Raw genomic sequence first — 26,567 nt, forward strand, 5'->3', positions numbered from 1 at the left:
GCTTCTGTTTTTGTCTCTTTTAAACGCCCCTTAAGAGTGATCTTCACCGCTTAAGAGTGACTTTTAATGTATAATGAAACGTTAACCACAGCCCCCCTCTATTAGAAGTGATTATGTCGGCTATAGCTCGGCTATAGGGGTTCTTCAATACTTTGAAAAGATATTTTATCCGATAATTGATACCAATATTGTCACAAGTTACAACAAGGAATTTGATATGAGTAGACAACACCATCCTTTAGTGATTTTAGGCTCAGGGCCTGCAGGCTATACATCTGCACTCTATGCAGCGCGTGCAAATCTTAAACCGGTGGTTATTACCGGCATGCAGATGGGCGGGCAGCTTACGACCACGACCGATATTGATAATTGGCCAGGGGGTCTTGAAGGGTTAACGGGCCCTCAGTTGATGGAGCAGATGCGTGAACATTGTGAGCGTTTTGGAACAGAGATTATTTTTGATCATATTCAAAAAGTCGATCTCTCTCAACGCCCTTTTATTTTAGAAGGGGATAATGGTTCTTATAGCTGTGATGCGCTGATTATCGCAACAGGCGCTTCTGCTAAATATTTAGGTCTCCCATCTGAAGAGCAATATTTAGGGCGTGGCGTCTCTGCTTGTGCGACCTGTGATGGCTTCTTCTATCGTGATCAAGAGGTTGTTGTGGTCGGAGGTGGAAATACCGCTGTTGAAGAGGCGCTCTATTTGAGCCAAATTGCAGCAAAAGTACATCTTGTTCATCGTCGTGATACTTTCCGTGCAGAGAAGATCTTAATCGATCGTCTCTATCGTAATGTAGAAGCAGGAAAAATTGAGTTACACCTAGATCAGACGTTAGAAGAGGTAAAAGGCGATGATGCCGGTGTGACCGGAGTGATTCTTAAATCAACAAAAGATGATTCTACTAAAGAGCTAGCGGTTCCTGGTGTCTTTATTGCAATTGGTCATGCTCCGAATACGGAGATCTTTGCAGAACAGCTTGAGATGCGAAATGGTTATATTGTGGTTAAATCAGGTATTGATGGAGATGCAACAAGCACCTCTGTTGCCGGTGTTTTTGCAGCGGGTGATGTGATGGATTCTAACTATCGTCAAGCAATTACATCTGCCGGAACAGGTTGTATGGCAGCCCTCGATGCTGAACGTTATCTCGATTCGCTCTAGAGTCGAAGCTCAAATAGAGCAAAGATGGGATAAAGAAGACAAAGTAGATGAAGTAATAAAGCAGAATAGAGGTCGATAGAAGCGCTAAGACAATGGGGTCACAATGGATTTGAAGCGAAATTGAAAGCGCTTAAATGATGATGAGCAACATTGCTTTTCTATTTAGATGATACAGTCTTGGTAGTATATTCTGTTATTTTAACGTTGTTGAGTTGTGTGTTCAGAGTATCTAGATTATAGATTATTTAGGTTATTTATAAGCGTCACTCATTTAGAAGAGTCAGTAGAAAGGATAGAGATATGAAATTTAATACTTTAGAGAGTTTAGATTTGGCAGGTAAGCGTGTATTGGTTCGTGAGGATCTTAACGTTCCCATCCATAATGGTGAGATCACCTCAGATGCGCGTTTAGTAGCGGCACTGCCAACAATTGAGATGATTTTAGAGAAGGGTGGGGCTGTGATGGTAATGTCTCATCTAGGAAGACCAACAGAGGGTGAAGAGAGTGATGAATTCTCATTAGCTCCTGCGGCTGTCTGGCTCACTGAGCATCTCGGAAAGCCTGTTACACTTGTTAAAAATTGGATCAATGGTGTTGAGATTAAGCCCGGCGAAGTGAAGTTATTAGAAAATGTTCGCTTCTTGAAAGGGGAGAAGGGAAATGATGAGGCGCTCTCACAGAAGATGGCAAATCTCTGTGATGTCTATGTTATGGATGCTTTTGCAACCGCCCATCGTAAAGCCGCTTCAACCTATGGTGTGGGAATGTTGGCTAAAGAGAGTGCAGCCGGTTTATTGTTAGAGAAAGAACTCACTGCATTGACGAAAGCGATTAGCCATCCTGAAAGTCCGATGGTAGCGATTGTTGGTGGCGCAAAAGTCTCAACCAAGTTAACCGTTCTTAATGCTCTTTTAGATAAAGTGGATCATTTGATCACCGGTGGTGGAATCACCAACACTTTATTGCTTGCGAAAGGGTATAAAGTAGGTAAAAGCTTAGTTGAGAAAGATCTGGTTTCAGAGGCGAAAAAACTTTTAAAACGTGCAGAAGAGGAGGGAAAAGAGATTCCTCTACCGATCGATGTTGTGGTAGGTACCGAATTCTCAGCTGATGCAGAAGCGCAAGTGAAGGGCATCGAGGAGATAGGTCCTGATGATATGATTATGGATATTGGTCCTAAAACTATTGAGCTTTATCGTCAGATCTTAATGCAGGCGAAGACAGTTGTGTGGAATGGTCCTGTTGGAGTCTTTGAGTTTGCAAACTTTGCAGAAGGAACAAAAGCAGTTGGTCAAGCCATTGCCGAGAGCGATGCCTTTTCGATTGCAGGTGGCGGTGATACTGTTGCGGCAATTGAGACCTTTGGCTTAACGGATCAAATCTCCTATATCTCCACCGGTGGGGGTGCTTTCCTTGAACTCTTAGAAGGAAAAGTATTGCCGGCGATTGAAATGTTAGAAAAGCGAGCAAAGTAACGATGAATAATAACGAAATCTTAATTAATATTACGCCAAATGAGACAAGGGCGGCGGTGATCAGTAACGCGATGGCCCAAGAAGTATTAATTGAGCGAGATGAGAAGCGCGGCCTTGTTGGCAATATTTATAAAGGGGTCGTTATTCGTGTGTTACCGGGTCTTGAGGCGGCTTTTGTTGATATTGGGCTCGATCGAGCCGCTTTTCTTCACGTCAGTGATATTCAGACGAGCTGTAATGAGTATCAGCCTGATGAGTGTGATGATGGTGAAGAGGAGGAGGGGACTCAACGAGTTCCCACAAAGCGGAATCCTGAAGCGATCGATATCACCAAATTATTGCATCAAGGCCAGGAGCTAATTGTGCAAGTGATTCGTGATCCCCTTGGAACGAAGGGGGCGCGAATTACAACACAGATCTCGATTCCTTCCTGCTATCTTGTCTATCTTGCAGATTCTGATGTCATTGGTGTCTCTGTTCGAATTGAAGATGAAGAGGAGCGCGAGCGACTTAAAAATATCCTTTTAGGATATCAGCCTGAAATTCCAGGTGCCTATATTGCTAGGACCGCAGCTGAAGGGGTTGATCCTTGGGTTTTACGTGCGGATATGCAATTTCTCAATCGTCTCTGGAAAGATGTCAAAGAGCGTATCCCGGCAGCAAAAGTGGGCGAGTTGATCTATGGGAATTTCCCGCTAGAGTTACGTATCTTGCGCGACTATATCTCAAAAGATATTCAGCGTGTTCGAATCGACTGCATGGAAGGTTATAAGAGCATGATGGATTTTACTACGCGCTTTTTACCAGAGATGACCGAGCGAATTGAGTACTATGTCGGACCACGTGCGATTATGGATCTCTTCAATACAGAGCGAGAGATCAATTTAGCCCTTGAGAAACGAGTCGATCTCAAATCAGGTGGCTACTTGATGATTGAGCAGACTGAAGCGATGACAACCATCGATATCAATACAGGTGGATTTGTCGGATATCGTAATTTAGAAGAGACAATCTATAAGACCAATTTGGAAGCGGCACAAGCATTAGCGCGCCAGGTACGATTGCGAAATCTTGGCGGAATCATCATTATCGATTTTATCGATATGCAGAGCGAAGAGCATCGACAAGGTGTTTTAGAGGAGCTATCGGAGCATCTCTCCCATGATTATGCACGAACATCAATTAGTGAGGTCACCTCTTTAGGATTAGTGCAGATGACCCGTAAGCGGACACGAGAGAGTTTAGTACAGCTCTTATGTGAACCTTGCCCTAAATGTCAGGGAAATGGTTATGTGAAAACCAGTGCTACCGTCTGTTTTGAGATCTTCCGAGAGCTGATTCGTGATGGTAAACGTTTCCCGAACCTGAAGGAGTTCTTAGTCTTGGCGGCGCCCGAGGTGATTGAACGACTTTTAGATGAGGAGGCACATAGTGTTGCCGATCTTCAGAATCAGATTGATGCAAATATCCGTCTGCAGCCAGAAGAGCTCTATCCTGTTGAGCAGTTTGATATTGTGCCGATGTAGTCGGGCGATATAGAATAGAGATTAAATTTGTCGAATATGTCAAATATGACAAATTTGATCGATTGAAAAGTTGAGGTTGAAGTTAGATCTGGATTAACTTGAAATGAGTTAAGGCTGAGCCAATCTCAAATCAGGTTTGAATCTCATTGAGAGAAAATAGAGGCAAGATCATTGAAGTATCTTGCCTCTTTCTTTAAAGATCAGAGATAAGTGAGAGGGAAGGAGAGATATGAATATTGTTTTAGGCGTTAGTGGGAGTATTGCGGCGTATAAATCCCCTGATTTAGTTCGTCGTTTAAGAGAGGCTGGGCATGAGGTTCGTGTCGTTATGAGTCGTGGTGGAATGAGTTTTGTGACGCCGTTAACCTTACAAGCGGTATCGGGCTATCCTGTTGTTTATGATCTTTTAGATCCTGCGCATGAGGCGGGAATGGGACATATTGAGTTAGCACGCTGGGCCGATCTTATTCTGATTGCTCCGGCAAGTGCAAATTTAATCTCACGATTAGCCGCAGGATCGGCTGAAGATCTTCTCTCCGCTATTGTATTAGCGACGGAAAAACCGGTGATGTTAGCGCCGGGAATGAATCGTTTGATGTGGGCGAATCCCTTTGTACAACGAAATATCGCCGCACTCTCTGATGCAAATATCGATATTTTAACCCCCGGAAGTGGTGCGCAAGCTTGTGGTGAGGTGGGATTAGGTCGAATGCCTGAGCCTTTAGAGATTCGTGATCATGTTACTGCTTTTTTCCAAGAATTGGAGAATCATGCCGGAAAAATTGATGAAGATAGAGGTCCACTCTTTGGGAAAAAGGTAGTGATTACAGCGGGACCGACAGTAGAAGAGATCGATCCTGTCCGTTATATCAGTAATTACTCAAGTGGCAAGATGGGATATGCATTAGCAAATGTTGCTAAAAACTTAGGGGCCGAAGTTCAATTGGTCTCCGGTCCTGTTGCGCTCCCGTCCCCTGCTGATGTGAATCTTATTGCGGTTAAGAGCGCCGATGAGATGATGCAAGCAGTAAAACAAGCCTGCAATGGTGCAGATCTCTTTATCGCAGCTGCGGCCGTTGCTGATTATCGTGTTGCAGATCGAGCAACAGAGAAGATTAAAAAGCGTGATGGCAGTGATGAATTGCTTCTTAAACTGACTAAAAACCCCGATATATTAGCCACTATTGCTAAGGGACCGGCGAGACCGACGCTCTGTGTTGGTTTTGCGGCAGAGACTAATGATATTGAAGAGAATGCAAAATCGAAGTTGCAACGTAAAAATGTTGATATGATCTGCTTAAATGATGTTTCCGGCGGAAAGGTCTTTGGTGCCGCCGATAATGAGATGCTGCTCTTTAAACGTGATGGTTCAATAACCCCTATTGCAAAGGCAGATAAGCGTATTGTTGCCGAGAAGATCTTTGATGCAATTCTTGAACTCTTTTCGCAAAGTGACCGTGATATTGTGAATAATTCTTGATGGAATCTGTAGGGATAATCGGAGGCTTATTTCTATTAGCACTCTCCGCTTTTAGCTCGGCGACTATATTGCCAGGAAGTTCAGAGGTTGCGTTACTCGGCTATCTTCATCTCTATCCGGAGATGGGGATGATCGCTTTTGGGGTAGCAACTATTTTCAATACATTAGGAAGTATTGCAATGTACTGGGTCGGGCGCGTTATTCCAGAGAGAAAAGAGTCTTCCGCGCGGGTAGATCGGCTGGTCGCTCGCTTTGGCCCTTTTTCCCTTCTATTTTCGAGTCTTCCGGTCGTTGGTGATTTTATTCCTATCGCTGCTGGTTGGTTTCGGCTCAATTTTTGGTACTCTTTGCTCCTAATTTTGATCGGTAAAGCAGTGCGCTACCTGCTTCTTTTAGAGGCGTTTCATACACTTTTACAGCTCTTTTAGAGATTACTAATAGAGAAATTGGAGGGAATGACTTGCACTTCTCTACAGCTCAATTACTCTAAGAGGGTTGCCTAAATTTTGATGGAATAATGCCGTGTTAACCTTCTTTTGGATTCTACTTCCAATCTTCTCAATTTTTGTTGTGGGATTTATCTCACAGAAGATGCTTCATTTCGATATCCCTAATCTCTCAAAGATGTCGATCTATGTTTTATCCCCCTTTTTAGCTTTTAAAACATTCTACTCCTATCAGATATCGATCGATTATCTCTACTACTTTGGCTATATCTATCTTCTCTGTTTTGCCTTAGTCCTCCTTGTTTCTCTTGCCTCAAAACTCTTTAACTATGATGAGCGAACGCGTTGCGGCATGATTTTAGGTTCCTCTTTTATGAATAATGGGAATTATGGAACGCCCGTTGTATTAGCCTTCTTTGGAGCTGCTGGTTTCGATCTTGCGATTATTATGTTGGTATTGCAACAGGTGGTGATGAATACGGTAGGAACCTATTATGCAGCGAAGGGGTCTTCTCGTCATATTGTGGGCAGCTCTGTTCGGCATGCACTCTATCAAGTATTAAAAATGCCAACAGCCCATGGTGCATTATTAGGGGTGCTCTTTCAGTTGCTTCAGATTCCGTTGAGTGAGTCACTCTACCACTCTATCTCTATGGTGGGAGATGCCTCGATTGTGGTGATTATGGTCATTTTGGGGATGCAGCTGGCTAATATCCGTATTACTAAAATCGCCTATGGAAAGCTTTCGATTAACTTAACGATTAAGATGCTCCTTTCACCGTTGATAGCGCTCTTTCTTGTGGAATGGTTGCCAATTGATCATACATCTAAACAGGTTTTGATTCTGCTTGCCGCGATGCCGGCAGCGGCTAATACAACCCTTTTGGCAGTTCATTTTGATACAAAACCGGAACTTGTTTCGAGCGCAACGCTGATTAGTACTCTTATAAGTCTTATCACTTTGCCGATTGTTTTATACTGTTTAGGGGTTGAGTTACCCACAGCATAAATTAAATTATAAAGGGAGGGGTATGGACGGGAAGGTGGGACGTAGAGGTGCATTGGGCATGGCGCACATTGCTGCGCTACTTTTTGGGTTAACCGGTATTTTTGGGGTATTGATTACCACAAGTGTCGAGATGATTACCTTTGGTCGGGCAGCATTTGCAGTTCTAGGTTTGTGGCTTTTACTGGTTTGGCAAGGGCGACGTATTGAGTTTCGTTTTACTCTACAAGCCTGGTGCCTTCTTCTTTTAGCAGGAATTTTTCTAACGCTACATTGGCTCACCTTCTTTATTGCCGTAAAAGTGGGGGGTGTTGCCGTTGCTACGTTAGGTTTTGCCACTTTTCCTGCTTTTATAACGCTTATTGATCATCTGCTCTTCAAGGAGCGTGTAACACCGCGGGAATGGTTGCTTCTGCTCTTAACAACGATTGGTCTGATCTTGGTGACGCCTAATTTCTCATTGGCGAGTAGTGGGACGGTGGGGCTTCTTTGGGGAATTTTATCAGGTTTTGCTTTTGCACTTCTTGTAGTGACTAATAAACGAGGGGCAAAGGGGATTGATGCTATACAGGTTGCTCTTTGGCAAAATGGGATTGTGGTGCTTCTATTGGCCCCATTTACGGTGATGCAGTTTCAAGAGCTCACATTGCAAAATGGCTTCTACCTCGCATTGCTAGGTATTCTCTGTACCGGTGTATCTCATTATCTTTTAGTGAAGAGTCTAGCTGTGTTAGAGGCGAGAATCGCCGGGATGATTATTGCCTTGGAACCGGTTTATGCGATTTTGGTGGCTTGGTGGCTCTTTGGATCTCAGCCGACTCTTGCTATGGTTGCCGGCGCTATTTTAATTATTGGCGCAATTTTGCTCGTATCTCAAAAACGAGAGGATAAGTTACAAAATAGTAACCAGAATAGTGATCTATCGGTCGATATGTAATCGACATATAATCGGCATGTAATCGCCAGATTTGGCATTAAGTTTGTCCTTAATTTTGTCGTTGATTTTGTAGTTAAATCCATCGATAAAATAGCTATCAATATTATTAGTTAATCTAAATAATTTATAAGTAAATAGCAAAAAAATAATAAAAAAAATCGTAAAAAGCGATAAATAAATACATGACATTAATATCTTTCATCTATTATAAATATTTGATTTATATTATCTCTTTAATCGAAGAAGGTGCGCCAAGTTTATTGAATATTTTATATAAATTGTGAAAATTGATAAAAATGAGTGAGTAATTTCCCTTTTTTTGCTATATTGATCAATGAGGTAGCTACTATTGATGCGCTCTAACATTGTATCGATATAGCGCTTTTGATTCATATTTTGTGTTCTATATCACTAATGATTAATTTTGACGGAAGTTGAAGTTGGAGTATTGAGCTTGATTTTGAGTTTTAGTTTTAACTTAAGTGTTAATCTTAATTCTGATTCCACTTTTAACTTCAATTCTATTTTCAATGATTAATCTTGGGGGTATTCCTCATAGTGATCGATAGAGATGGGAGCAATAAGGGAAAAGTATGAAAGAGAAAATCGAAAAGTATAAAGGACCTGCGGGTGGTTGGGGTGCATTAAAAGCGGTTGCGGAGATTCTTGCAGAACAAGAGAGAGAAGGCGCAGATGCAAAAGCACTCTTTAAGATGAATAAGCATGATGGATTTGATTGCCCAGGTTGTGCTTGGCCTAATCCAGAGAGAACGCCTATTTTTGACGTTTGTGAAAATGGTGCAAAGGCGGTTGCTTGGGAAGCAACACGTAAAAAATTGACGCCAGAGATGCTCTCTAAAATGAGTGTGACAGAGCTCTCGAAATTGAGCGCCCATGAATTGGAAGATTTAGGACGTTTAACCTATCCATTGAAGTATGATGCTGCAAGCGATACCTATCAGCCGATTGAGTGGGATGTTGCCTTTAAAGAGATTGGTGCGATTCTTCAGAGCTATGATGATCCAACAACTTTAGAGCTCTATACATCAGGAAGAACCTCAAATGAGGCGGCATTTCTCTATCAGCTCTTTGGACGGGAGTATGGAACAAATAACTATCCCGATTGCTCCAATATGTGCCATGAACCGACCAGTGTTGGATTAGGGGCTTCAATTGGTGTGGGAAAATCGACAGTCACTTTCGATGATTTTGAGACCGTCGATTTAGTGATCGATATCGGTCATAATCCCGGAACTAATCATCCAAGAATTTTAAGTACTTATCGTGCGCTCTCGAAAAGAGGGGCAACATTAGTTGCGGTTAACCCTCTCAAAGAGCGTGGACTTGAGCGTTTTATCTACCCACAAAACCCTGTTGAGATGTTAACGGATCATCCTACAAAGCTCGCATCTCACTACTACAATGTTCGCGTTGGGGGGGATGTTGCGTTAGTGAAGGGCTTAATGCGTGTTGTGATTGAGCGTCATGAAGCAGCTGTTGCAAAAGGTGAGCCGGCGATTTTAGATCTCGATTTTATCAAAGATGAGACCGTGGGTTATGAAGCGGTTCGCGAAGATGTTCTCAATACCTCTTGGGACGATATCACCCGCGTTTCAGGATTGACAAAAGAGGCCATTGAGGAGTTTGCAGGGCTCTATATCAAAGCTGAACGCACCATCATCTGTTACGGTATGGGAATTACGCAACATGAGCATGGTACCCAAAATATTCAGCAGTTAGTCAACCTTCTACTTTTGAAAGGGAATATGGGACGCCCAGGCGCTGGTATTCTTCCTTTAAGAGGACACTCAAATGTACAAGGGGATCGTACTGTAGGAATTACGGAGAAGCCGAGTCAAGCGATGCTCGATAAATTAGAGGCGCGCTATGGTTTCACGCCGCCGACAAAGTGGGGGCATGCGGTAGTAGCGAGTGTCGAAGCGATGTACTCAGGGCAGTCGAAAGCATTTATCGGAATGGGTGGAAACTTTGCAGAAGCGATGCCTGATCATGATAAGACCTATCAAGCGATGAAGAATCTTGATCTTGCAGTACATATCGCAACGAAGATGAATCGCTCGCATCTCCTGACATCGAAAAATACCTATCTCCTACCTGTTTTAGGGCGTACGGAGATCGATATGCAGGCAACAGGGCGTCAAGTGGTTACTATTGAAGATTCGATGAACTTTGTTACTGCTTCTTGCGGTATTTTAAAACCAATTAGTCCCGATCTTCTCTCTGAGTGTGCGGTTGTTGCCGGTATTGCGAAAGCGGCTATTCCTGATACTAAAGTGAAGTGGGATGAGTTGGTCGCGGACTATAGTAAAATTCGAGATGATATCGAATTTGTCTATCCCGATTTTAAAGATTATAACGAGCGGATCAAAGCGCCGGCAGGCTTCCATCTTCAAAACCCAGCATCAATTCGTAAGTGGGTGACAAAGAGTGGCAAAGCGAACTTCTTTAAAACCTCTGATGGCATTATTGAAGATCCCGATTCACTTCTCAATGCAGAGTTAACCTTAACAACCTTGAGAAGTCATGATCAATACAATACAACGATCTATGGACTTAATGACCGTTATCGCGGTGTTTTTGGACAGAGGGATGTTCTCTTTATCAGTGAAGCTGAGGCGAAGAAGCAGGGTATTAAGGCTGATGATCGAGTCAATATTATCGCACTTGACCGCAATAGAAAGCCGACGGAGCGCCGTTTAGATAATCTACGTGTGGTGATCTATGATATTGCAGATCGTTCAGTGGCAACTTATTTCCCTGAGGCTAATAATTTAGTGGCTTTAGAAAATATGGATCAACAATCGGGAATTCCGGTCTATAAAAATATTCCGATTGCTATTGAGTTAACACAGTAGTTATTGATCATCTAGGATTATCTAGTATTGAATCAAAGAGCGAAGGGCGGTCTTAAAAGATCGCCTTTTTAGTGAAGATCTATTGATCTATTTTAGACCCTTAAGATTTTTTTCAACTTTTTTAATTTTTTTAATTTTTTTAAATTTTATAAGCTATGGTGCCTCGAGTTTCGTTATAATATAAACTACTATTTTAACCGGTGCTTTAAGGAGCAATTGATGGAAAAGATCATCGTATTAGATTATGGCAGTCAATATAATCAACTCATCACTCGACGTATTCGTGAGATTGGGGTCTTTTCGGAGTTGATTTCCCATAAGATCTCAGCAAAAGAGCTCAAAGAGATGGCACCGGCAGGAATTATTCTCTCCGGGGGGCCAAATAGCGTCTATGCGGAGAATGCATTTTCAATCGATCCTGAGATCTTTCATCTCGGTATTCCTGTTTTAGGAATCTGCTATGGAATGCAATTGATGACCCATACTTTAGGGGGGAAAGTTGAAAAAGCGGCTAATCGTGAATATGGCTTAGCCTATCTCCATGTGGATCTTAAAGAGACGATGCTCTTTGATGGTTTGCCGGAGACACAATCTGTTTGGATGAGCCATGGCGATCTTGTGACAGAGGTTCCAAGAGGTTTTAAAGTAACGGCCGAGAGTAGTGATTGTCCTATTGCTGCGATGGAGTATCCAGAAAAACGACTCTATGGCGTGCAGTTTCATCCTGAGGTTAAACACTCAGTCTTTGGAACAGATCTATTAAGAAACTTTGCTTACGATATTTGTGGTTGTTCTGATCGCTGGCATATGGATTACTTTATCGAACAAGAGATTGAGAAAGTTCGAGCGTTAGTCGGCGATAAAAAGGTGCTTTTAGCCCTCTCTGGTGGTGTTGATTCGAGTGTTGTCGGCGTTCTCCTTCAAAGAGCAATTGGTGACCAGTTAACCTGTATCTTTGTCGATCATGGACTTCTTCGTAAAGGGGAAGGGGATCAGGTAATGGAGAGTTTAGGCGGTAAGTTTGGTCTCAATATTATCCGAGTTGATGCAAAAGATCGTTTTCTTGCGAAGTTAAAAGGGGTAACAGATCCTGAAGAGAAGCGCAAAATTATTGGTAATGAGTTTATCTATCTCTTCGATGATGAGGCGAAGAAGTTACAAGATATCGACTTTTTAGCGCAAGGAACACTCTATACCGATATTATCGAAAGTGGTACCGATACGGCAGAAACTATCAAATCTCACCATAATGTGGGCGGTTTGCCAGAAGATATGAAGTTCCAATTAATCGAACCATTAAAGACGCTCTTTAAAGATGAAGTGCGTGCTTTAGGTTTAGAGTTAGGGATGCCTCATGCACTTGTTTGGCGTCAACCATTCCCAGGGCCCGGTTTAGGTATTCGGATCTTAGGGGAAGTGACGGAAGAGAAGTTAGAGATTGTTCGTGAAAGTGATGCAATCTTACGAGAAGAGATTAAGCTTGCCGGTCTTGAAGATGATATCTGGCAATATTTTACCGTTCTCACCGGCTTAAAGAGTGTCGGTGTGATGGGCGATTCAAGAACGTATGATTACACGATTGCTATCCGTGCGATTACCTCGATTGATGGAATGACCGCAGATTTTGCGAGAATACCTTGGGATATTTTACAGAAGATCTCTGTTCGAATGGTCAATGAGGTGAAGCATATTAATCGGGTTGTTTACGATATTACTAGTAAACCACCTGCAACTGTAGAGTGGGAATGATTCCGCGTCTGGCACAGCCAGGCACCTGATGGCATGAAATGCCGCTAAGCCCGCGTAATTGCGGGCTTTTTTTTGTTTGTGTTTGGCACGATCTGGCAACGGGAGGAAGCGCCAAGCACCGTTTGAGCATGGCATTAAAGCTGGTATTATGGTTTGGCGATGCCATGATTGATGCCGATACCATGCTGCGTTCTTTTGTGTGTTCATGGTATTAATATTCTATAAGTTACTGTTTCGTAAGAAAAAATACGATAAATTCGAGATTTTTTCAGCATGGTATCGGAGACGAAGAAGGACAAGGTACATGCTGACCGATACCAAGCTGCGCAATCTCAAGCCCAGGGACAAACTCTACAAAGTGAATGACCGGGAAGGTCTCTATGTGGCAGTGACTCCAGCCGGCTCCATCTCGTTCCGTTACAACTACTCAATCAACGGTCGGCAGGAGACCATCACCTTTGGGCGTTATGGTGTCGGTGGCATCACCCTGGCCGAAGCCCGCGAGCTGTTGGGTGACGCCAAGAAGATGGTTGCGGCGGGCAAGTCGCCGGCCAAGGAGAAAGCCCGAGACAAGGCGCGGGTGAAAGATGCAGAGACGTTCGGTGCCTGGGCGGAGAAGTGGCTGCGTGGCTACCAGATGGCCGACTCCACCCGCGATATGCGCCGCTCGGTTTATGAGCGTGAGCTGAAGCCGAAATTCAGCAATCAGAAGCTGGTGGAGATCACCCACGAAGACTTGCGGGCGCTGGCTGATGCCATTGTTGAGCGAGGCGCACCGGCCACCGCCGTTCATGTGCGTGAAATCGTGTTGCAGGTATTTCGCTGGGTCATCGAGCGTGGGCAGAAGGTCGAAAACCCGGCAGAACTGGTGCGCCCAACAAGCATCGCTCGATTCGAGCCACGTGACCGAGCGTTGACGCCAGAAGAAATTGGGCTGATGTACCAGTACATGGAGCGAGTGGGCACAAGCCCAACAAACCGTGCGGCGGCCAAGCTGTTATTGCTGACGATGGTGCGCAAGAGCGAGCTGACCAATGCGACCTGGAGCGAGATCAATTTCAGCGAAGCGTTGTGGACGATTCCAAAGGAGCGGATGAAACGCCGTAACCCGCACCTGGTATTTCTGTCCCAGCAGGCTCTGGATATTTTCATTGCCATGAAAACCTTTGCCGGTGGTTCCGACTTCGTTTTGCCATCACGGTACGACTCGGATGCGCCGATGAGCGCTGCCACACTTAACCAGGTGCTGACGCTGACTTACAAGGCGGCGCAGAAAGATGGGAAGTCACTTACCAAGTTCGGACCGCATGATTTGCGGCGCACAGCCAGCACGCTGTTGCATGAGGCCGGCTACAACACCGACTGGATCGAGAAGTGCCTGGCGCACGAGCAGAAGGGCGTGAGGGCTGTCTACAACAAGGCTGAGTACCGCGAGCAGCGGGCGGCGATGTTGCAGGATTGGGCCGATATGATTGATGAGTGGACTTCGGGAGGCAGTAAGGGTTGATGTTTTTGCTATCTTTGATAGCATTGAAGTTGATGCCGTGAATTTATAAATAAGGCCGCCATTGGCATCGGGCAGGTCAATTACCGATTAGCTGCTTCGCGCAGCTACTCGATGAATAGCAACTATTCATTTGAGAGGTATTGACCCATGCAAAATATAAAGACCCTCATCAACAGGAAGAAGCTCCTGGAGATGATCCCGCTTTCGACACGAACAATTTATAACCTGGAGCAGCGAGGGGATTTTCCACGCCGTATCGCGTTAACCAGTAGAAATGTCGCCTGGGATTTGTCAGAGGTCGAAGAGTGGATTGAGGCACGTAAATCATCGGGTGATCAAGCTGCGCGACCTGGCCCTATAGAGGGCTAGTTATATGGCTCTTGATCTTATGGCGGCTTTCACGGAATTGCCGCCACCCATTGATTATGTTCTGCCTAATATGGTTGCTGGCACTGTTGGTGCTCTTGTGTCGCCTGGTGGGGCTGGTAAATCCATGTTGGCCCTTCAATTGGCTGCACAGATTGCAGGCGGGCCTGATTTACTTGAAATAGGCGAGTTTCCCACCGGGCAAGTGGTCTATCTGCCTGCTGAAGATCCACCGGCCGCTATTCACCATCGTCTGCACGCCCTTGGGGCACACCTCAGCGCAGCGGAACGGCAAGCCGTGGCTGATGGTTTGCTCATTGAACCCTTGATCGGTAAATGCCCAAACATCATGGCTGCTAGCTGGTTCGATGCTCTCAAACGAGCCGCTGAAGGTCGTCGCTTGATGATCTTGGACACTTTGCGGCGCTTCCACATTGAGGAGGAGAACGCTAGCGGGCCGATGGCGCAGGTTGTTGGGCACATGGAGGCCATAGCCGCTGATACAGGCTGCTCCATTGTGTTTCTGCACCACGCGAGTAAAAGCGCAGCCATGATGGGGTCGGGCGATCAACAGCAGGCCAGTCGTGGATCGTCCGTACTGGTTGATAACATCCGTTGGCAATCGTACCTATCCGGCATGACGCAAGGCGAGGCCGAGATACTGGGGGTCGATGATTGTCAGCGTGGGTATTTTGTCCGCTTTGGCGTCAGCAAGGCCAACTATGGCGCACCTTTTCAAGAACTCTGGTTTAGACGGCACGACGGCGGCGTGTTGAAGCCTGCTGTACTGGAGCGGCAGTGCAAGGTGAAAAGGAGACAGCGTGAAGAAGCCTAAGCATGACCTGACCCACGTCCGACATGATCCCGCGCACTGTTTGGCACCTGGCCTGTTCCGCAGCCTCAAGCGTGGCGATCGCAAACGCTGCAAGCTGGACGTGACCTACACCTTTGGCGAGGACGAATCCATGCGTTTCGTCGGATTCGAACCTCTCGGGGCCGATGATATGCGTCTTTTGCAAGGCATCGTGGCCCTTGGCGGCCCGAACGGCATCTTGCTAACCCCGGAACCGACCAGTGAGACGGGGCGACAGCTACGGCTATTCCTTGAACCCCGTTTCGAAGCCATTGAGCAAGACGGCTTGGTGGTTCGTGAGAGCCTGACCAAACTGCTCTCAGAAACGGGCATGACGGATAGCGGCGACAACATCAAGGCGCTCAAAGCCAGCCTGCTGCGCATGTCGAACGTCACCATCCTTGTGACGAAGGGACGGCGGCAAGCCGCGTTCCACCTGATGAGTCATGCTTTTGACGAGACGGACGGCAGGCTATGGGTTGCCCTGAATCCGCGTATTGCCGAAGCGATCCTGGGGCATCGTCCATATGCCCGTATCGACATGGCGGAAGTGCGGGTGCTACAGACTGATCCGGCACGGCTGATGCACCAACGGCTATGCGGCTGGATCGACCCCGGCAAATCCGGGCGCGTGGAACTGGACACGCTTTGCGGCTATGTCTGGCCAGATGAAGCCAATGCCGAAGCTATGAAAAAACGCCGTCAGACTGCCCGGAAGGCACTGGCCGAACTTGCCGCCGTGGGTTGGGTAGTGAACGAATACGCCAAGGGAAAATGGGAGATCAAGAGGCCTGGCCCCACGGCAACTGCACCCGTTTACCGTCGTAACGTTCCCTTGTTACCGTCGTAACGCTCCCCTTCTGCCGTCGTAACGTTCCCCGTCCCAATTTGGAAAACCCAGACGGTGCGCTGCTTTGCGGGCAGTTTGGGAAATCCATCCAAGATTATCTAAAGATAATCCATCATGCGCGGTGCAGCTCGCGCCTTGAGGGCGCGTTCTGACCTTGCCAATAAAGCCCTGGCGGGCTTTATCAATCGGCCATAGGCCGATGGTTTAACGCCAAGAAGAGAAGGCGGCTTCAGTGGCCGCTGAAACGCCTTGTGAGAGGGGAAAACAACCCGGAGTCCCTTATTCCATGAGCTGAAGCAGAATCTGCGTCTAACGGTGCTGGAGGGCCGCTGTGTGCACTTGTAGTTATCTGTACTGAAACCTTGGCTCGAAACGTGAAATGGCTAAGCAGTGCCCATTCGTTCGGTAAGAATAATAAGAAGATTATTATTCTTATTATTACCAAGCAGGAATGAGCCGTGTGTGTTGGACGCCCATAACCAGTAACCTGCGTGAAGGTGTCAACATCAGGAAAGGTTGCCCCTCAAGTATCAATACGTCGCCTTAGTGGTATGACGGGAGGGGAGGCAAATTTCTTGTGTTCATTGACACTTGAGGGGCGGGTTATGCCCTTCTTTTTTGGCGTCCAACTCGCCCCATCGGGGCGAATGGTTTGTGTCGATTGTTGGCATTTTAGGTTCCGATTTAAAGCCGATTGAGCAGCGATTTTGAAGCGACTATGTCGATTGCAGGCCGATTTGGTGACGATTACGGTTATGTTGCCAAGAATCGGTGTTTGTTTGACGATAAAACGCTTTACGTTCGATATGCGCTAGATTTTCAATAGTGGGTGAAATGCGGGCAGGATGGGTGAAGTTAGCTAACCGGCAAGCCGGTTATCTATCTTCACTGTCCCTTATTCGCGCCGGGGGCACTCAACGGGAATCCTGCCCTGCGGGGCTGATCGGCTACCGCCGGTTGCAAGAGTATAGGTCTTGCTATTTTTAATATCTTTGATAGCATGGTTGTCGGGTACACCAAAAGGGTATTGATATGGCAAATGTGCTTATCAGGAATTTACCCGCCGAGGTGCACCGTGCGTTGAAAGTTCGAGCAGCGCTCAACGATAGGAGCATCGACGCGGAAATACGCGAAATACTGACGGCGGCAGTACAGCCGCTAGAGCTTGAAGAGATTGGCCGGGAAGTTGGCTTGTCCGAAAGCGATAAAAAAACAGAGTAGTTTTACGTTTGTAAGTCCGGGCCTCAGCGCCAAGGGCAATACCGATCAGCTAGTGGCGTAGCTCTTCGATGAAACGTTGCCGAGAACAAGCACAACGCTTGGTCAAGGCAATGCCTTCTTTTCATCGACGGAGTACGACCATGAAGTCCAAAATTTTAGCGGCTAAAAAAACCGCTCTAGCCGTTGCACTCGCAACCGGCTTTATCACCACTACCACCGCCCCTGTGCAAGCTGGTATCCCCGTCATCGACGGCGGCAACCTGGCCCAGAACATCATGACGGCCATCGAGTCGGTGGCGCAGACGCTCAAGCAGATTGAGCAGTACCAGACCCAGTTGCAGCAGTACGAAAATCAGCTCCAGAACACGATGGCCCCAGCCGCGTATATCTGGGATCAGGCGCAGACTACGATCAACCGGCTGATTGCCGCGCAAAACACGCTGGCCTATTACGAGAACCAGCTAGGCAGCCTGGATCGTTACCTGGCCAAGTTTCAGGACGTGGCCTATTACCGCAGCTCGCCATGCTTCAACGGCAGCGGCGGATGCACGCCGGCCGAAAAGGCAGCGATGGAAGAGAACCGCCGCCTGGCGTCAGAGTCGCAAAAGAAGGCCAACGATGCCCTGTTCCAGACCGTTGCCGACCAGCAAAAGGCTTTGAAGGATGACGCCCGTACCCTGGAGCGGCTGCAAGGCGCGGCCCAGGGTGCAACTGGCCAGCTACAGGCCATCGGCTACGCCAACCAGCTCGCCAGCCAGCAGGCCAATCAGCTCTTGCAGATTCGCACCATGTTGACCGCCCAACACAACGCGGAGGCAGCCCGGATTGCAGCAGAACTCGATGCCGAGGCGCGAGGTGATGCCAGGGCCGAGCAAATGCGTACCTGGACGTTTCGCCCGAGTCCGGCAGACAACTACTAGGGAGGCGGTGAGATGAAAAAAATCTTTTTTACTACCGCGGCTACGTTGCTGTTGTTGGCTGGATGTGAACAGGAAAGGATGCCCGAACCAAATGCGGCGACGTGTGCCCCCGATGCGTTCCAGGCAGCACTGAATGAAATGCGCAGCGAAGCGAACCGAGAGGCCTTTACCGAGGAATGCAGAGCATTCCAGAAGGCCAAGCAGATGCGTCAGTGGGAGTTCAAGCCCAGCCCTAAAGATGATTATTGAGGTGGTCGCCATGAGAAAGAAAATTGCTCTAGGTGGCTTGATGATGGTCGCCACAATGGTGCTGGCTGAACCTGCAATGGCGCAGGAGCTAAGTAGCAGCGGTGTTATGAATGATGTGCTCAAGCGTTTTCATGATGCTGCCGCAACATGGGGGCCAGCTATTGAGTCCGCTGCATCGCGTTTGTTCTGGACGCTGGTTGTGATTTCGATGGTCTGGACATTCGGCATGATGGCTTTGCGCAAGGCCGACATTGGCGAGTTCTTCGCGGAGTTCGTTCGCTTCACGATCTTCACCGGCTTTTTCTGGTGGTTGCTGACGAATGCGAACCAGGGCATGAATATCGCCGGTACGATTGTTCAGTCATTGCAAACTCTGGGCGCGCAGGCGGGGGGACTTTCCAATAGCAATCTTGGGCCCTCCAGCATCCTTGATCTTGGTTTCGAGTTATACAACCGCACAGTACAGGCCACCTCGGAGCTGGGATGGCGGCAGATGGCAACTGCTCTGGTCATGGAGCTAATGGCCCTGGCTGTTTTGTTTGTCCTGGCGTTGATTGCGGTCAACCTGTTGCTGTTGCTCGCATCAGCCTGGATTCTGTTGTATGCCGGTGTGTTCTTCCTTGGCTTTGGTGGAAGTCGTTGGACTTCCGACATGGCGATCAATTACTACAAGACCGTGCTGGGCCTGGCCGCACAGCTTATGGCAATGGTGCTTCTGGTTGCGATTGGCAAAGAGTTCATCAATCACTACTACACGCAAATCAGCGAGAACATGGCATCCCAGGAACTGGCCGTGATGTTGGTTATATCGGTCATCTTGCTTTTCTTGGTCAACAAAGTTCCGCCGATGATTTCTGGTCTTGTGTCTGGTGGTGGTATTGGCGCAGCCGGTGGAATTGGAAACTTCGGTGCGGGTGCGGCAGTTGGGGCGGCGGTGACGGCGGCCAGTATGGCAACTGGCGGCGCTGCCCTGGCAGGTAAAGCGGTTATGGGTGCCGCAGCCGGTGCAGCCGGAGGTGCAAGTGCACTCCAAGCGGCTTTTCAGAAAGCATCAGCGAGTATGGAAACCGGCGGTGACATGTCCAGCATGGGGTCAGTTGTCAGCAGTGGCGGAAACGGTGGTGGTGAAGCGGGTACTGCTGGCAGTAGCCCATTCGCCCAAGCGGCTGGCTTTGGTGACAGCGGCAGTAGCTCAAGCGGTGGCGGCTTTGCCAAGGCCGCGAAGCTGGCCACAGGCACGGCCTCCGAGTTAGCCAAGGGTGTCGGCTCTCAAGTGAAGCAGGGATTCCAGGAGCGAGTGAGCGAAACCACAGGCGGAAAACTGGCTGCTTCGATACGCGAAAGCATGGAGCCGAAAGAAGCAAGCCAATCTGGCCAGTTCGAGGGCAATAGCTTGGGCGCCGATTCTGGCCCAGATAGTAACGAAGTCAGGAGTTAGCACGATGACGACATCAACATACATGGCCGCATTGGCGGCCCTGGATGAAGCGCCAAGGGAAGAAGTCAGCCAGGTATTTATTTCGCCGCTGGGTGATCAATCGACCGAGGTCGATGCAGAGACAGAAACAGCCGCTTTTGTATCACGGCCAGACCCTATGAGAGAGAGCGAAACTAAGCCGATAAGTATTGAGGTTAATGGCGGCAGGAATGAGCGGTCAGCATTCGCGGAGGCGGCGGGGCTGTACCTGTAGGCGCACCGGGCTGGCCACAACCAGCCCGGCACTTTCAATCAACACCTACTGGAGAGGTGAATTATGACAACACAACATATTATCGAACCAGGGCAAGCAGTGCATCAAGCAGCGGCTATTCTTTCTTCTTTGGAGTACATCAACCAAGCGGAAGCGCGGAGCCTTGGGCCATTGGCCGAAGCCGTCGCTAATGCTTTTATGGTGGTGTACTACCAAGCTGAAACGGGCCGGGCGACACAGGCTGATTTTCAAGAAGCAATGAACGCCTTGCGCCAAGCGTGCAGCTAATGACGAAAGGGCGGCCACTCGAACTGGCCGCCTTTTTCAATCTTCACTGTTTGGCCATTCCCGACCCACAGACGGCGCATCCATCCATTCGCGTTCCTCCGGCGGCAGCGGGTAAGCCCCGGATGCTTCCGCGTCGGCCAGTAGTTCGGCCAGTGTGTAGCGCACCCGACCAGTGGAAACGGCGCGGGCCGGGTCGGCCTTCTCATGCAGCCTGTTCTCTAGGTTCTTTGGGTCTGTCATCGGGCGACCTCAGCAAGCATGGATACTAGGTGTTCCAGGTCAGTGATCGAATGCGCCAGGAAGCGGCCGGCGCGGCAATCTGCAATCATTTCCTCAGTTTTTTCCTACTCATGTTCAACCTCGTTCGTACCAGCTCTTCGAGCGATTCACCACGCGCACGACCAGCAGCATCACCGGCACTTCGACCAGGACGCCGACCACGGTTGCCAATGCAGCGCCGGAGTGCAGACCGAACAAGCTGATGGCGGCCGCCACGGCCAGCTCGAAGAAGTTGCTGGCACCGATCAGGGCCGAAGGACAGGCGACAGAGTGCTTTTCCCCCGCCCGCTTGTTCAGCCAGTAGGCTAACCCGGAATTGAAGAACACTTGAATCAAGATCGGCACGGCTAGCATGGCGATCACTAACGGCTGCCGGATGATGGCCTCGCCCTGGAAGGCGAACAGTAGAACCAACGTCAGCAGCAGCGCGGCCATCGACCACGGCCCGATCTTCTGCATGGCCCGTTCAAAGGCGGCCTGTCCTTGCTTGAGCAGATGCCGCCGCAAGAGCTGCGCCAGGATCACCGGCACGATGATGTAGAGCACGACCGAAATCAGCAGCGTGTCCCAAGGCACCGAGATCGAGGACATGCCCAGCAGCAGGCCGACGATGGGCGCGAAGGCCACGATCATGATGGCGTCGTTCAGAGCCACTTGCGAGAGCGTGAAAAGCGGGTCGCCGTTGGTAAGGCGGCTCCACACGAACACCATTGCCGTGCAGGGCGCGGCGGCCAGCAAGATCAAGCCCGCGATGTAGCTGTCCAGTTGATCGGCCGGCAGGAACGGAGCGAACACTTGTCGGATGAACAGCCACCCCAGCAGGGCCATCGAGAATGGCTTGACGGCCCAATTCACGAACAGCGTGACGCCGATGCCGCGCCAATGCTCTTTGACCTGGTGCAGCGCCCCGAAGTCGATCTTGACCAGCATCGGGACGATCATTACCCAAATCAGCAGGCCCACCGGCAAATTGACCTGGGCCACTTCCATGCGGCCTATGGCCTGGAACACGTCAGGAAGGCCCTGGCCGAGCGCAACACCGGCGACGATGCACAGGGCCACCCACAGCGTCAGGTAACGCTCGAAGCCGCTCATCGGGGCCTGGCGCGGCTTCGCGGCGATGGCCTGTGCGCCGGCGCTCATGCTTCCTGCTCGGTCTTGCCGATGTTCGCCAGCTCGCGCTTGATGGCCGTCTGGTCAAGCATTTTGAGAGGCAGATTCACGAACAGGCGGACGCGGTTCATCATGTGCCGGAAGGTTTGTTCGAAGGCCCGGCGCTTCTCGGCGTCAGTGCCTTCGACGGCGGCCGGGTCTTCAAATCCCCAATGCGCCGAGATCGGCTGACCAGGCCACACCGGACACATTTCGCCGGCGGCGTTGTCGCAGACGGTGATGATGAAGTCCATCTTCGGTGCGTCGGGCGTGGCGTACTCGTCCCAGCTCTTGCTGCGCAGATTCTCGGTCGGGTAATTCACCGACTCCACCTTTTCGACGGCGAAGGGATTGACCTTGCCGGTTGGGTGACTGCCGGCGCTGTAGGCGCGGAAGCGCCCTTGCCCCATCGTGTTGATGAGAGCTTCGGCCATGATGCTGCGCGCCGAATTGCCGGTGCAGAGGATGAGGACGTTATAGATTCTTTCGGTCATGATGTTTCGCTTTCTGGTAGTGGCTGGGGAGCAATGGCGATGGATGAAAGATCGGTGGCCTCGTCGATGACGTGGCCGGCCGCTTTCCGTTCGGAATAGCGGTCTGTCAGTGCTTCACGGTGCGGCCGTACCAGCGCCGTGAAGCGCACCAGTTCTTCCATCACATCGGCTATTCGGTCGTAGTACGGCGAGGGCTTCATGCGGCCCGCCGCGTCGAACTCTTGGAACGCTTTGGCGATACTCGACTGGTTCGGAATGGTGAACATTCGCATCCAGCGGCCGAGCAGACGCAAGGTGTTCACGGCGTTGAAGCTCTGCGAGCCGCCGGATACCTGCATCACGGCCAGGGTGCGGCCTTGGGTCGGCCGGATGCCGGCCATTTCAAGCGGCAGATGGTCAATCTGCGCCTTCATGACACTGGTAATCTGACCGTGGCGTTCCGGGCTGCACCAGACTTGTCCCTCTGACCACTCGGACAGGGCGCGCAGCTCCTTGACGGCCGGGTGATCGTCGCTTTGCACTTGATCGGGCAACGGCAAATCGGACGGGTCGAAGATGCGTGTTTCTGCGCCAAAGAATTGCAGCAGCCGGGCCGCTTCCTCGACGGCCAGCCGTGAGAACGAGCGGGCGCGCAGCGAGCCATACAGCAGCAGGATACGCACCGGCGGGGCGTCGGGTGCCAGCCCGAGCGCCGGGCGCTCGATGGCAAAGGATTTGTCCAAAGCGGGCAAAGAATCGGGGTCGGAAAGATGGCGAAGTCTCATGCCAACACCTTCCCGGCTTCCGTGGTGCAAGACAGGTTGCACACCTGGCCGCCGCAGCAGTTTTCCGTGAGAAAGGCCACCAGGTTAGTGGCCGTCGAAAAGTTCGCCTCGTAGATCACAAATCGGCCTTCTTGCCGCGACGTGACCATGCCGGCGTGTGCCAGCTCTTTCAGGTGGAAGGATAGCGAAGACGGCGGGATGCCGGCCGCTTCGCTGATTTTTCCGGCGGCCATGCCGGCGGGGCCGGCCTGGACGAGAAGCCGGAACACCGCGAGGCGCGATTCTTGAGCGATGGCCGCCAGGGCGGCTACAGCATTTATCGTTTCCATGTTTCAATAATAGTCGAAATATGGAGTGTGCTCAATAGCTCATTTAAGCTGTAAAAATGAGCTAGGCGCATTTAGATCGATATGTGATAAATTGGCCTGCCAGTTTAAGATGGGTGCATTTGAGTATGCCCAAAGGAGCCCGCAAGTATGCGCAGGACGAAGCCAGTAGCCGCGCCGATGGTGGCGCGGGTCTATCTGCGCGTCAGCACCGACGCGCAGGACTTGGAACGCCAAGAGGCGATCACTACGGCCGCGAAGGCCGCCGGCTACTACGTCGCCGGCATCTACCGTGAGAAGGCATCCGGCGCACGCGCCGACCGGCCTGAGCTGCTGCGCATGATCGGCGACCTACAGCCCGGCGAGGTGGTCATTGCCGAGAAGATCGACCGCATCAGCCGCCTACCTTTGCCCGAGGCCGAGCGCCTGGTGGCCTCGATACAGGCCAAAGGCGCACGCCTGGCCGTCCCTGGCGTGGTCGATCTATCCGACCTGGCGGCCGAGGCCCAGGGCGTCGCCAAGATCGTGCTGGAAGCCGTGCAGATCATGCTTTTTCGCCTGGCCTTGCAGATGGCCCGCGACGACTACGAGGACAGGCGCGAACGCCAGCGCCAAGGCATTGAGTTGGCCCGCCAGGCCGGGCGGTACAAGGGCCGCCGTGCTGATCCGAAGCGCCGCGCCCAAGTTGTCGCGCTGCGCAAGTCCGGCTACAGCATCAACAAGACCGCCGAGCTGGCCGGGTACAGTGCGGCCCAGGTGAAACGGATATGGGCCGAGGTCAGCCAGGCCGAAGCGAAGCAGCACGGCGCGTTCGTGGAGGACGCATTGACGGAAGCCGATGCCCTGGCCGCTGTCGGCCAGGATGAGCGCCAGGAGGAAAGGGCATGAAGAAGCCGAACCAAGACGACGAGCCGTTTTTCATCACCGAGGAGATTGCGGCCGAAATGATCGCCGGCGGCTATGAGTTCGAGCTGCCGCCCATTCCTTGCACCATCCGCCTACGCGACGTGCTGGAGCGCATGACCGATGCTGAGCTAGCATTGCAGCCGGGCGAGATCGCCGACCAGGAGCGTGAACGCTGCCGGCGCAAGCCGTGTTCAACCTCATGATCTGGTCATGGTATTTTTCATGGCACTGAGCCTGATAGTTCTTGCAAATTGTTGTCACTAAAGGGTTTTGTGTGCTTGTTTACAATCGAGTGGGAGTGACGGGCACTGGCTGGCAATGTCTAGCAACGGCAGGCATTTCGGCTGAGGGTAAAAGAACTTTCCGCTAAGCGATAGACTGTATGTAAACACAGTATTGCAAGGACGCGGAACATGCCTCATGTGGCGGCCAGGACGGCCAGCCGGGATCGGGATACTGGTCGTTACCAGAGCCACCGACCCGAGCAAACCCTTCTCTATCAGATCGTTGACGAGTATTACCCGGCATTCGCTGCGCTTATGGCAGAGCAGGGAAAGGAATTGCCGGGCTATGTGCAACGGGAATTTGAAGAATTTCTCCAATGCGGGCGGCTGGAGCATGGCTTTCTACGGGTTCGCTGCGAGTCTTGCCACGCCGAGCACCTGGTCGCTTTCAGCTGTAAGCGTCGCGGTTTCTGCCCGAGCTGTGGGGCGCGGCGGATGGCCGAAAGTGCCGCCTTGCTGGTTGATGAAGTACTGCCTGAACAACCCATGCGTCAGTGGGTGTTGAGCTTCCCGTTTCAGCTGCGTTTCCTGTTTGCCAGCCGGCCCGAGATCATGGGGTGGGTGCTGGGCATCGTTTACCGCGTCATTGCCACGCACCTGGTCAAGAAAGCGGGCCATACCCACCAAGTGGCCAAGACGGGCGCGGTCACCCTGATCCAGCGTTTTGGATCGGCGCTCAATTTGAATGTTCACTTCCACATGCTGTTTCTCGACGGTGTGTATGTCGAGCAATCCCACGGCTCAGCGCGTTTCCGCTGGGTCAAGGCGCCGACCAGCCCAGAGCTCACCCAGCTGACGCACACCATCGCCCACCGGGTGGGTCGCTATCTGGAACGGCAAGGCCTGCTGGAACGGGATGTCGAAAACAGCTATCTGGCCTCGGATGCGGTGGATGACGACCCGATGACACCCCTGCTGGGGCACTCGATCACTTACCGTATCGCTGTCGGTTCACAGGCGGGGCGAAAGGTGTTCACTTTGCAAACTCTGCCGACCAGTGGTGATCCGTTCGGTGACGGGATTGGCAAGGTAGCCGGGTCCAGCCTGCACGCCGGCGTGGCGGCCAGGGCCGATGAACGCAAGAAGCTCGAACGGCTGTGCCGGTACATCAGCCGCCCGGCGGTATCCGAGAAGCGGCTGTCGTTAACACGAGGCGGCAACGTGCGCTACCAGCTCAAGACGCCGTACCGGGACGGCACCACGCACGTCATTTTCGAACCATTGGATTTCATTGCAAGGCTGGCCGCCCTGGTACCGAAGCCCAGAGTCAACCTAACCCGCTTCCACGGGGTGTTCGCACCCAACAGTCGGCACCGGGCGTTGGTCACGCCGGCAAAACGGGGCAGGGGCAACAAGGTCAGGGTGGCTGATGAACCGGCAACACCAGCACAACGGCGAGCGTCGATGACATGGGCGCAACGGCTCAAGCGTGTTTTCAATATCGACATCGAGACCTGCAGCGGCTGCGGCGGCGCCATGAAAGTCATCGCCTGCATTGAAGACCCTATAGTGATCAAGCAGATCCTTGATCACCTGAAGCACAAAGCCGAAACCAGCGGGACCAGGGCGTTACCCGAAAGCCGGGCGCCACCGGCTGAGCTGCTCCTGGGTCTGTTTGACTGACGAGCCTGAAGGCCAACGATACCAATCAAAATGCTGCGTTCACAGCGCCGCGGCAGGGATCCGCCGTGCTGGTTGTCGGAAAAGGAGCCGCTAGTGGGAAAGAGGAGGGTAAATTTTCAGCGTTGCTGGCTCC

General features: G+C 50.5%; 27 protein-coding genes. 22 read left to right on the forward strand and 5 right to left on the reverse strand.

The window, feature by feature from the left end; genetic code table 11:
- The first annotated feature begins 217 nt into the window (after nucleotides 1-217).
- The 19 genes from trxB to DC077_RS04895 all read left to right on the forward strand — a co-directional run bounded on the left by trxB (nucleotide 218) and on the right by DC077_RS04895 (nucleotide 20,606).
- A complete protein-coding gene (gene trxB / locus DC077_RS04805) occupies nucleotides 218-1,165 on the forward strand; it encodes a thioredoxin-disulfide reductase (RefSeq protein WP_109200673.1) in 948 nt (315 codons plus the stop codon).
- Nucleotides 1,166-1,465: 300 nt separating this feature from the next.
- Entirely contained in the window at nucleotides 1,466-2,641 is a 1,176-nt protein-coding gene (locus DC077_RS04810) for a phosphoglycerate kinase (protein ID WP_109200672.1), read from the forward strand.
- A gap of 2 nt (nucleotides 2,642-2,643) precedes the next feature.
- A complete protein-coding gene (gene rng / locus DC077_RS04815) occupies nucleotides 2,644-4,167 on the forward strand; it encodes a ribonuclease G (protein WP_109200671.1) in 1,524 nt (507 codons plus the stop codon).
- A gap of 229 nt (nucleotides 4,168-4,396) precedes the next feature.
- On the forward strand, nucleotides 4,397-5,647 hold the full coding sequence (gene coaBC, locus DC077_RS04820; protein WP_109200670.1) for a bifunctional phosphopantothenoylcysteine decarboxylase/phosphopantothenate--cysteine ligase CoaBC: 1,251 nt from the start codon (nucleotides 4,397-4,399) through the stop codon (nucleotides 5,645-5,647).
- Nucleotides 5,647-6,075, forward strand: a complete 429-nt coding sequence (locus DC077_RS04825; protein ID WP_109200669.1) for a YqaA family protein — start codon at nucleotides 5,647-5,649, stop codon at nucleotides 6,073-6,075. The genes coaBC and DC077_RS04825 overlap by 1 nt, the downstream gene beginning before the upstream one ends.
- Nucleotides 6,076-6,169: 94 nt before the next feature.
- Nucleotides 6,170-7,102 carry an AEC family transporter gene (locus DC077_RS04830; protein ID WP_239990224.1) on the forward strand — a complete coding sequence of 311 codons (933 nt, stop codon included), beginning with the start codon at nucleotides 6,170-6,172 and terminating at the stop codon, nucleotides 7,100-7,102.
- A gap of 22 nt (nucleotides 7,103-7,124) precedes the next feature.
- Nucleotides 7,125-8,036: a DMT family transporter gene (locus DC077_RS04835; RefSeq protein ID WP_109200668.1), complete on the forward strand. Its 912-nt coding sequence runs from the start codon at nucleotides 7,125-7,127 to the stop codon at nucleotides 8,034-8,036.
- Nucleotides 8,037-8,629: 593 nt separating this feature from the next.
- Nucleotides 8,630-10,912 carry an FdhF/YdeP family oxidoreductase gene (locus DC077_RS04840; protein ID WP_109200667.1) on the forward strand — a complete coding sequence of 761 codons (2,283 nt, stop codon included), beginning with the start codon at nucleotides 8,630-8,632 and terminating at the stop codon, nucleotides 10,910-10,912.
- Nucleotides 10,913-11,131: 219 nt separating this feature from the next.
- Nucleotides 11,132-12,661 carry a glutamine-hydrolyzing GMP synthase gene (gene guaA / locus DC077_RS04845; RefSeq protein WP_109200666.1) on the forward strand — a complete coding sequence of 510 codons (1,530 nt, stop codon included), beginning with the start codon at nucleotides 11,132-11,134 and terminating at the stop codon, nucleotides 12,659-12,661.
- Nucleotides 12,662-12,965: 304 nt separating this feature from the next.
- Nucleotides 12,966-14,168, forward strand: coding sequence for a tyrosine-type recombinase/integrase (locus DC077_RS04850; RefSeq protein WP_109200665.1), 1,203 nt, complete (start codon nucleotides 12,966-12,968; stop codon nucleotides 14,166-14,168).
- Between the two features lie 147 nt (nucleotides 14,169-14,315).
- Nucleotides 14,316-14,537, forward strand: a complete 222-nt coding sequence (locus DC077_RS04855; RefSeq protein WP_001179606.1) for a helix-turn-helix transcriptional regulator — start codon at nucleotides 14,316-14,318, stop codon at nucleotides 14,535-14,537.
- 4 nt (nucleotides 14,538-14,541) lie between these two features.
- Complete coding sequence (locus tag DC077_RS04860; RefSeq protein ID WP_001162384.1) at nucleotides 14,542-15,369, forward strand: helicase RepA family protein; 828 nt, start codon at nucleotides 14,542-14,544, stop codon at nucleotides 15,367-15,369.
- On the forward strand, nucleotides 15,356-16,237 hold the full coding sequence (gene repC / locus DC077_RS04865; protein ID WP_000743064.1) for a replication protein C, IncQ-type: 882 nt from the start codon (nucleotides 15,356-15,358) through the stop codon (nucleotides 16,235-16,237). Before DC077_RS04860 ends, repC begins: the two co-directional genes overlap by 14 nt.
- Nucleotides 16,238-17,269: 1,032 nt before the next feature.
- Nucleotides 17,270-17,458, forward strand: a complete 189-nt coding sequence (locus DC077_RS04870; protein WP_109200664.1) for a FitA-like ribbon-helix-helix domain-containing protein — start codon at nucleotides 17,270-17,272, stop codon at nucleotides 17,456-17,458.
- Nucleotides 17,459-17,598: 140 nt separating this feature from the next.
- Nucleotides 17,599-18,378 (forward strand): P-type conjugative transfer protein TrbJ, encoded by a 780-nt coding sequence (gene trbJ, locus DC077_RS04875; RefSeq protein WP_000836966.1) that lies wholly within the window; start codon nucleotides 17,599-17,601, stop codon nucleotides 18,376-18,378.
- Nucleotides 18,379-18,390: 12 nt separating this feature from the next.
- Complete coding sequence (gene trbK, locus DC077_RS04880; protein WP_000718002.1) at nucleotides 18,391-18,627, forward strand: entry exclusion lipoprotein TrbK; 237 nt, start codon at nucleotides 18,391-18,393, stop codon at nucleotides 18,625-18,627.
- A gap of 10 nt (nucleotides 18,628-18,637) precedes the next feature.
- On the forward strand, nucleotides 18,638-20,065 hold the full coding sequence (gene trbL / locus DC077_RS04885) for a P-type conjugative transfer protein TrbL (protein ID WP_001405816.1): 1,428 nt from the start codon (nucleotides 18,638-18,640) through the stop codon (nucleotides 20,063-20,065).
- Between the two features lie 4 nt (nucleotides 20,066-20,069).
- The gene (locus tag DC077_RS04890) at nucleotides 20,070-20,318 is read left to right on the forward strand and encodes a hypothetical protein (RefSeq protein ID WP_000213809.1); all 249 of its coding nucleotides are present in this window, start codon (nucleotides 20,070-20,072) and stop codon (nucleotides 20,316-20,318) included.
- A gap of 63 nt (nucleotides 20,319-20,381) precedes the next feature.
- Entirely contained in the window at nucleotides 20,382-20,606 is a 225-nt protein-coding gene (locus tag DC077_RS04895) for a type I toxin-antitoxin system ptaRNA1 family toxin (protein WP_000211355.1), read from the forward strand.
- A gap of 36 nt (nucleotides 20,607-20,642) precedes the next feature.
- Here the strand turns inward: DC077_RS04895 and DC077_RS11105 are convergent, their stop codons facing one another.
- From DC077_RS11105 to DC077_RS04920, 5 genes are all read right to left on the reverse strand, one after another.
- Nucleotides 20,643-20,846, reverse strand: a complete 204-nt coding sequence (locus tag DC077_RS11105; protein ID WP_000131871.1) for a hypothetical protein — start codon at nucleotides 20,844-20,846, stop codon at nucleotides 20,643-20,645.
- 114 nt (nucleotides 20,847-20,960) lie between these two features.
- Nucleotides 20,961-22,028 carry an ACR3 family arsenite efflux transporter gene (gene arsB / locus DC077_RS04905; RefSeq protein WP_001272375.1) on the reverse strand — a complete coding sequence of 356 codons (1,068 nt, stop codon included), beginning with the start codon at nucleotides 22,026-22,028 and terminating at the stop codon, nucleotides 20,961-20,963.
- Nucleotides 22,025-22,531 (reverse strand): arsenate reductase ArsC, encoded by a 507-nt coding sequence (locus DC077_RS04910; protein ID WP_000140066.1) that lies wholly within the window; start codon nucleotides 22,529-22,531, stop codon nucleotides 22,025-22,027. The genes arsB and DC077_RS04910 overlap by 4 nt, the downstream gene beginning before the upstream one ends.
- The gene (gene arsH, locus DC077_RS04915) at nucleotides 22,528-23,295 is read right to left on the reverse strand and encodes an arsenical resistance protein ArsH (RefSeq protein ID WP_001239389.1); all 768 of its coding nucleotides are present in this window, start codon (nucleotides 23,293-23,295) and stop codon (nucleotides 22,528-22,530) included. Before arsH ends, DC077_RS04910 begins: the two co-directional genes overlap by 4 nt.
- The gene (locus DC077_RS04920; protein ID WP_000447876.1) at nucleotides 23,292-23,624 is read right to left on the reverse strand and encodes an ArsR/SmtB family transcription factor; all 333 of its coding nucleotides are present in this window, start codon (nucleotides 23,622-23,624) and stop codon (nucleotides 23,292-23,294) included. Before DC077_RS04920 ends, arsH begins: the two co-directional genes overlap by 4 nt.
- 147 nt (nucleotides 23,625-23,771) lie before the next feature.
- Between DC077_RS04920 and DC077_RS04925 the strand changes: the two genes are divergently transcribed.
- The 3 genes from DC077_RS04925 (at nucleotide 23,772) to DC077_RS04935 (ending at nucleotide 26,434) form a co-directional block, all read left to right on the forward strand.
- Nucleotides 23,772-24,509: a recombinase family protein gene (locus DC077_RS04925; protein WP_001366550.1), complete on the forward strand. Its 738-nt coding sequence runs from the start codon at nucleotides 23,772-23,774 to the stop codon at nucleotides 24,507-24,509.
- Nucleotides 24,506-24,730: a hypothetical protein gene (locus tag DC077_RS04930; RefSeq protein ID WP_000743213.1), complete on the forward strand. Its 225-nt coding sequence runs from the start codon at nucleotides 24,506-24,508 to the stop codon at nucleotides 24,728-24,730. The genes DC077_RS04925 and DC077_RS04930 overlap by 4 nt, the downstream gene beginning before the upstream one ends.
- A gap of 210 nt (nucleotides 24,731-24,940) precedes the next feature.
- Complete coding sequence (locus tag DC077_RS04935; protein ID WP_001120888.1) at nucleotides 24,941-26,434, forward strand: IS91-like element ISCR2 family transposase; 1,494 nt, start codon at nucleotides 24,941-24,943, stop codon at nucleotides 26,432-26,434.
- Nucleotides 26,435-26,567: the final 133 nt, after the last annotated feature.

The organism is Ignatzschineria cameli (genome assembly GCF_003121895.1).
Classification (GTDB): domain Bacteria; phylum Pseudomonadota; class Gammaproteobacteria; order Cardiobacteriales; family Wohlfahrtiimonadaceae; genus Ignatzschineria; species Ignatzschineria cameli.

Coding starts and splice junctions, on each gene's coding strand:
- trxB (WP_109200673.1), top strand. CDS start 218: ATGAGTAGACAACACCATCCTTTAGTGATTTTAGGCTCAGGGCCTGCA.
- DC077_RS04810 (WP_109200672.1), top strand. CDS start 1,466: ATGAAATTTAATACTTTAGAGAGTTTAGATTTGGCAGGTAAGCGTGTA.
- rng (WP_109200671.1), top strand. CDS start 2,644: ATGAATAATAACGAAATCTTAATTAATATTACGCCAAATGAGACAAGG.
- coaBC (WP_109200670.1), top strand. CDS start 4,397: ATGAATATTGTTTTAGGCGTTAGTGGGAGTATTGCGGCGTATAAATCC.
- DC077_RS04825 (WP_109200669.1), top strand. CDS start 5,647: ATGGAATCTGTAGGGATAATCGGAGGCTTATTTCTATTAGCACTCTCC.
- DC077_RS04835 (WP_109200668.1), top strand. CDS start 7,125: ATGGACGGGAAGGTGGGACGTAGAGGTGCATTGGGCATGGCGCACATT.
- DC077_RS04840 (WP_109200667.1), top strand. CDS start 8,630: ATGAAAGAGAAAATCGAAAAGTATAAAGGACCTGCGGGTGGTTGGGGT.
- guaA (WP_109200666.1), top strand. CDS start 11,132: ATGGAAAAGATCATCGTATTAGATTATGGCAGTCAATATAATCAACTC.
- DC077_RS04850 (WP_109200665.1), top strand. CDS start 12,966: ATGCTGACCGATACCAAGCTGCGCAATCTCAAGCCCAGGGACAAACTC.
- DC077_RS04855 (WP_001179606.1), top strand. CDS start 14,316: ATGCAAAATATAAAGACCCTCATCAACAGGAAGAAGCTCCTGGAGATG.
- DC077_RS04860 (WP_001162384.1), top strand. CDS start 14,542: ATGGCTCTTGATCTTATGGCGGCTTTCACGGAATTGCCGCCACCCATT.
- DC077_RS04870 (WP_109200664.1), top strand. CDS start 17,270: ATGGCAAATGTGCTTATCAGGAATTTACCCGCCGAGGTGCACCGTGCG.
- trbJ (WP_000836966.1), top strand. CDS start 17,599: ATGAAGTCCAAAATTTTAGCGGCTAAAAAAACCGCTCTAGCCGTTGCA.
- trbK (WP_000718002.1), top strand. CDS start 18,391: ATGAAAAAAATCTTTTTTACTACCGCGGCTACGTTGCTGTTGTTGGCT.
- trbL (WP_001405816.1), top strand. CDS start 18,638: ATGAGAAAGAAAATTGCTCTAGGTGGCTTGATGATGGTCGCCACAATG.
- DC077_RS04890 (WP_000213809.1), top strand. CDS start 20,070: ATGACGACATCAACATACATGGCCGCATTGGCGGCCCTGGATGAAGCG.
- DC077_RS04895 (WP_000211355.1), top strand. CDS start 20,382: ATGACAACACAACATATTATCGAACCAGGGCAAGCAGTGCATCAAGCA.
- DC077_RS11105 (WP_000131871.1), bottom strand. CDS start 20,846: ATGACAGACCCAAAGAACCTAGAGAACAGGCTGCATGAGAAGGCCGAC.
- arsB (WP_001272375.1), bottom strand. CDS start 22,028: ATGAGCGCCGGCGCACAGGCCATCGCCGCGAAGCCGCGCCAGGCCCCG.
- DC077_RS04910 (WP_000140066.1), bottom strand. CDS start 22,531: ATGACCGAAAGAATCTATAACGTCCTCATCCTCTGCACCGGCAATTCG.
- arsH (WP_001239389.1), bottom strand. CDS start 23,295: ATGAGACTTCGCCATCTTTCCGACCCCGATTCTTTGCCCGCTTTGGAC.
- DC077_RS04920 (WP_000447876.1), bottom strand. CDS start 23,624: ATGGAAACGATAAATGCTGTAGCCGCCCTGGCGGCCATCGCTCAAGAA.
- DC077_RS04925 (WP_001366550.1), top strand. CDS start 23,772: ATGCGCAGGACGAAGCCAGTAGCCGCGCCGATGGTGGCGCGGGTCTAT.
- DC077_RS04930 (WP_000743213.1), top strand. CDS start 24,506: ATGAAGAAGCCGAACCAAGACGACGAGCCGTTTTTCATCACCGAGGAG.
- DC077_RS04935 (WP_001120888.1), top strand. CDS start 24,941: ATGCCTCATGTGGCGGCCAGGACGGCCAGCCGGGATCGGGATACTGGT.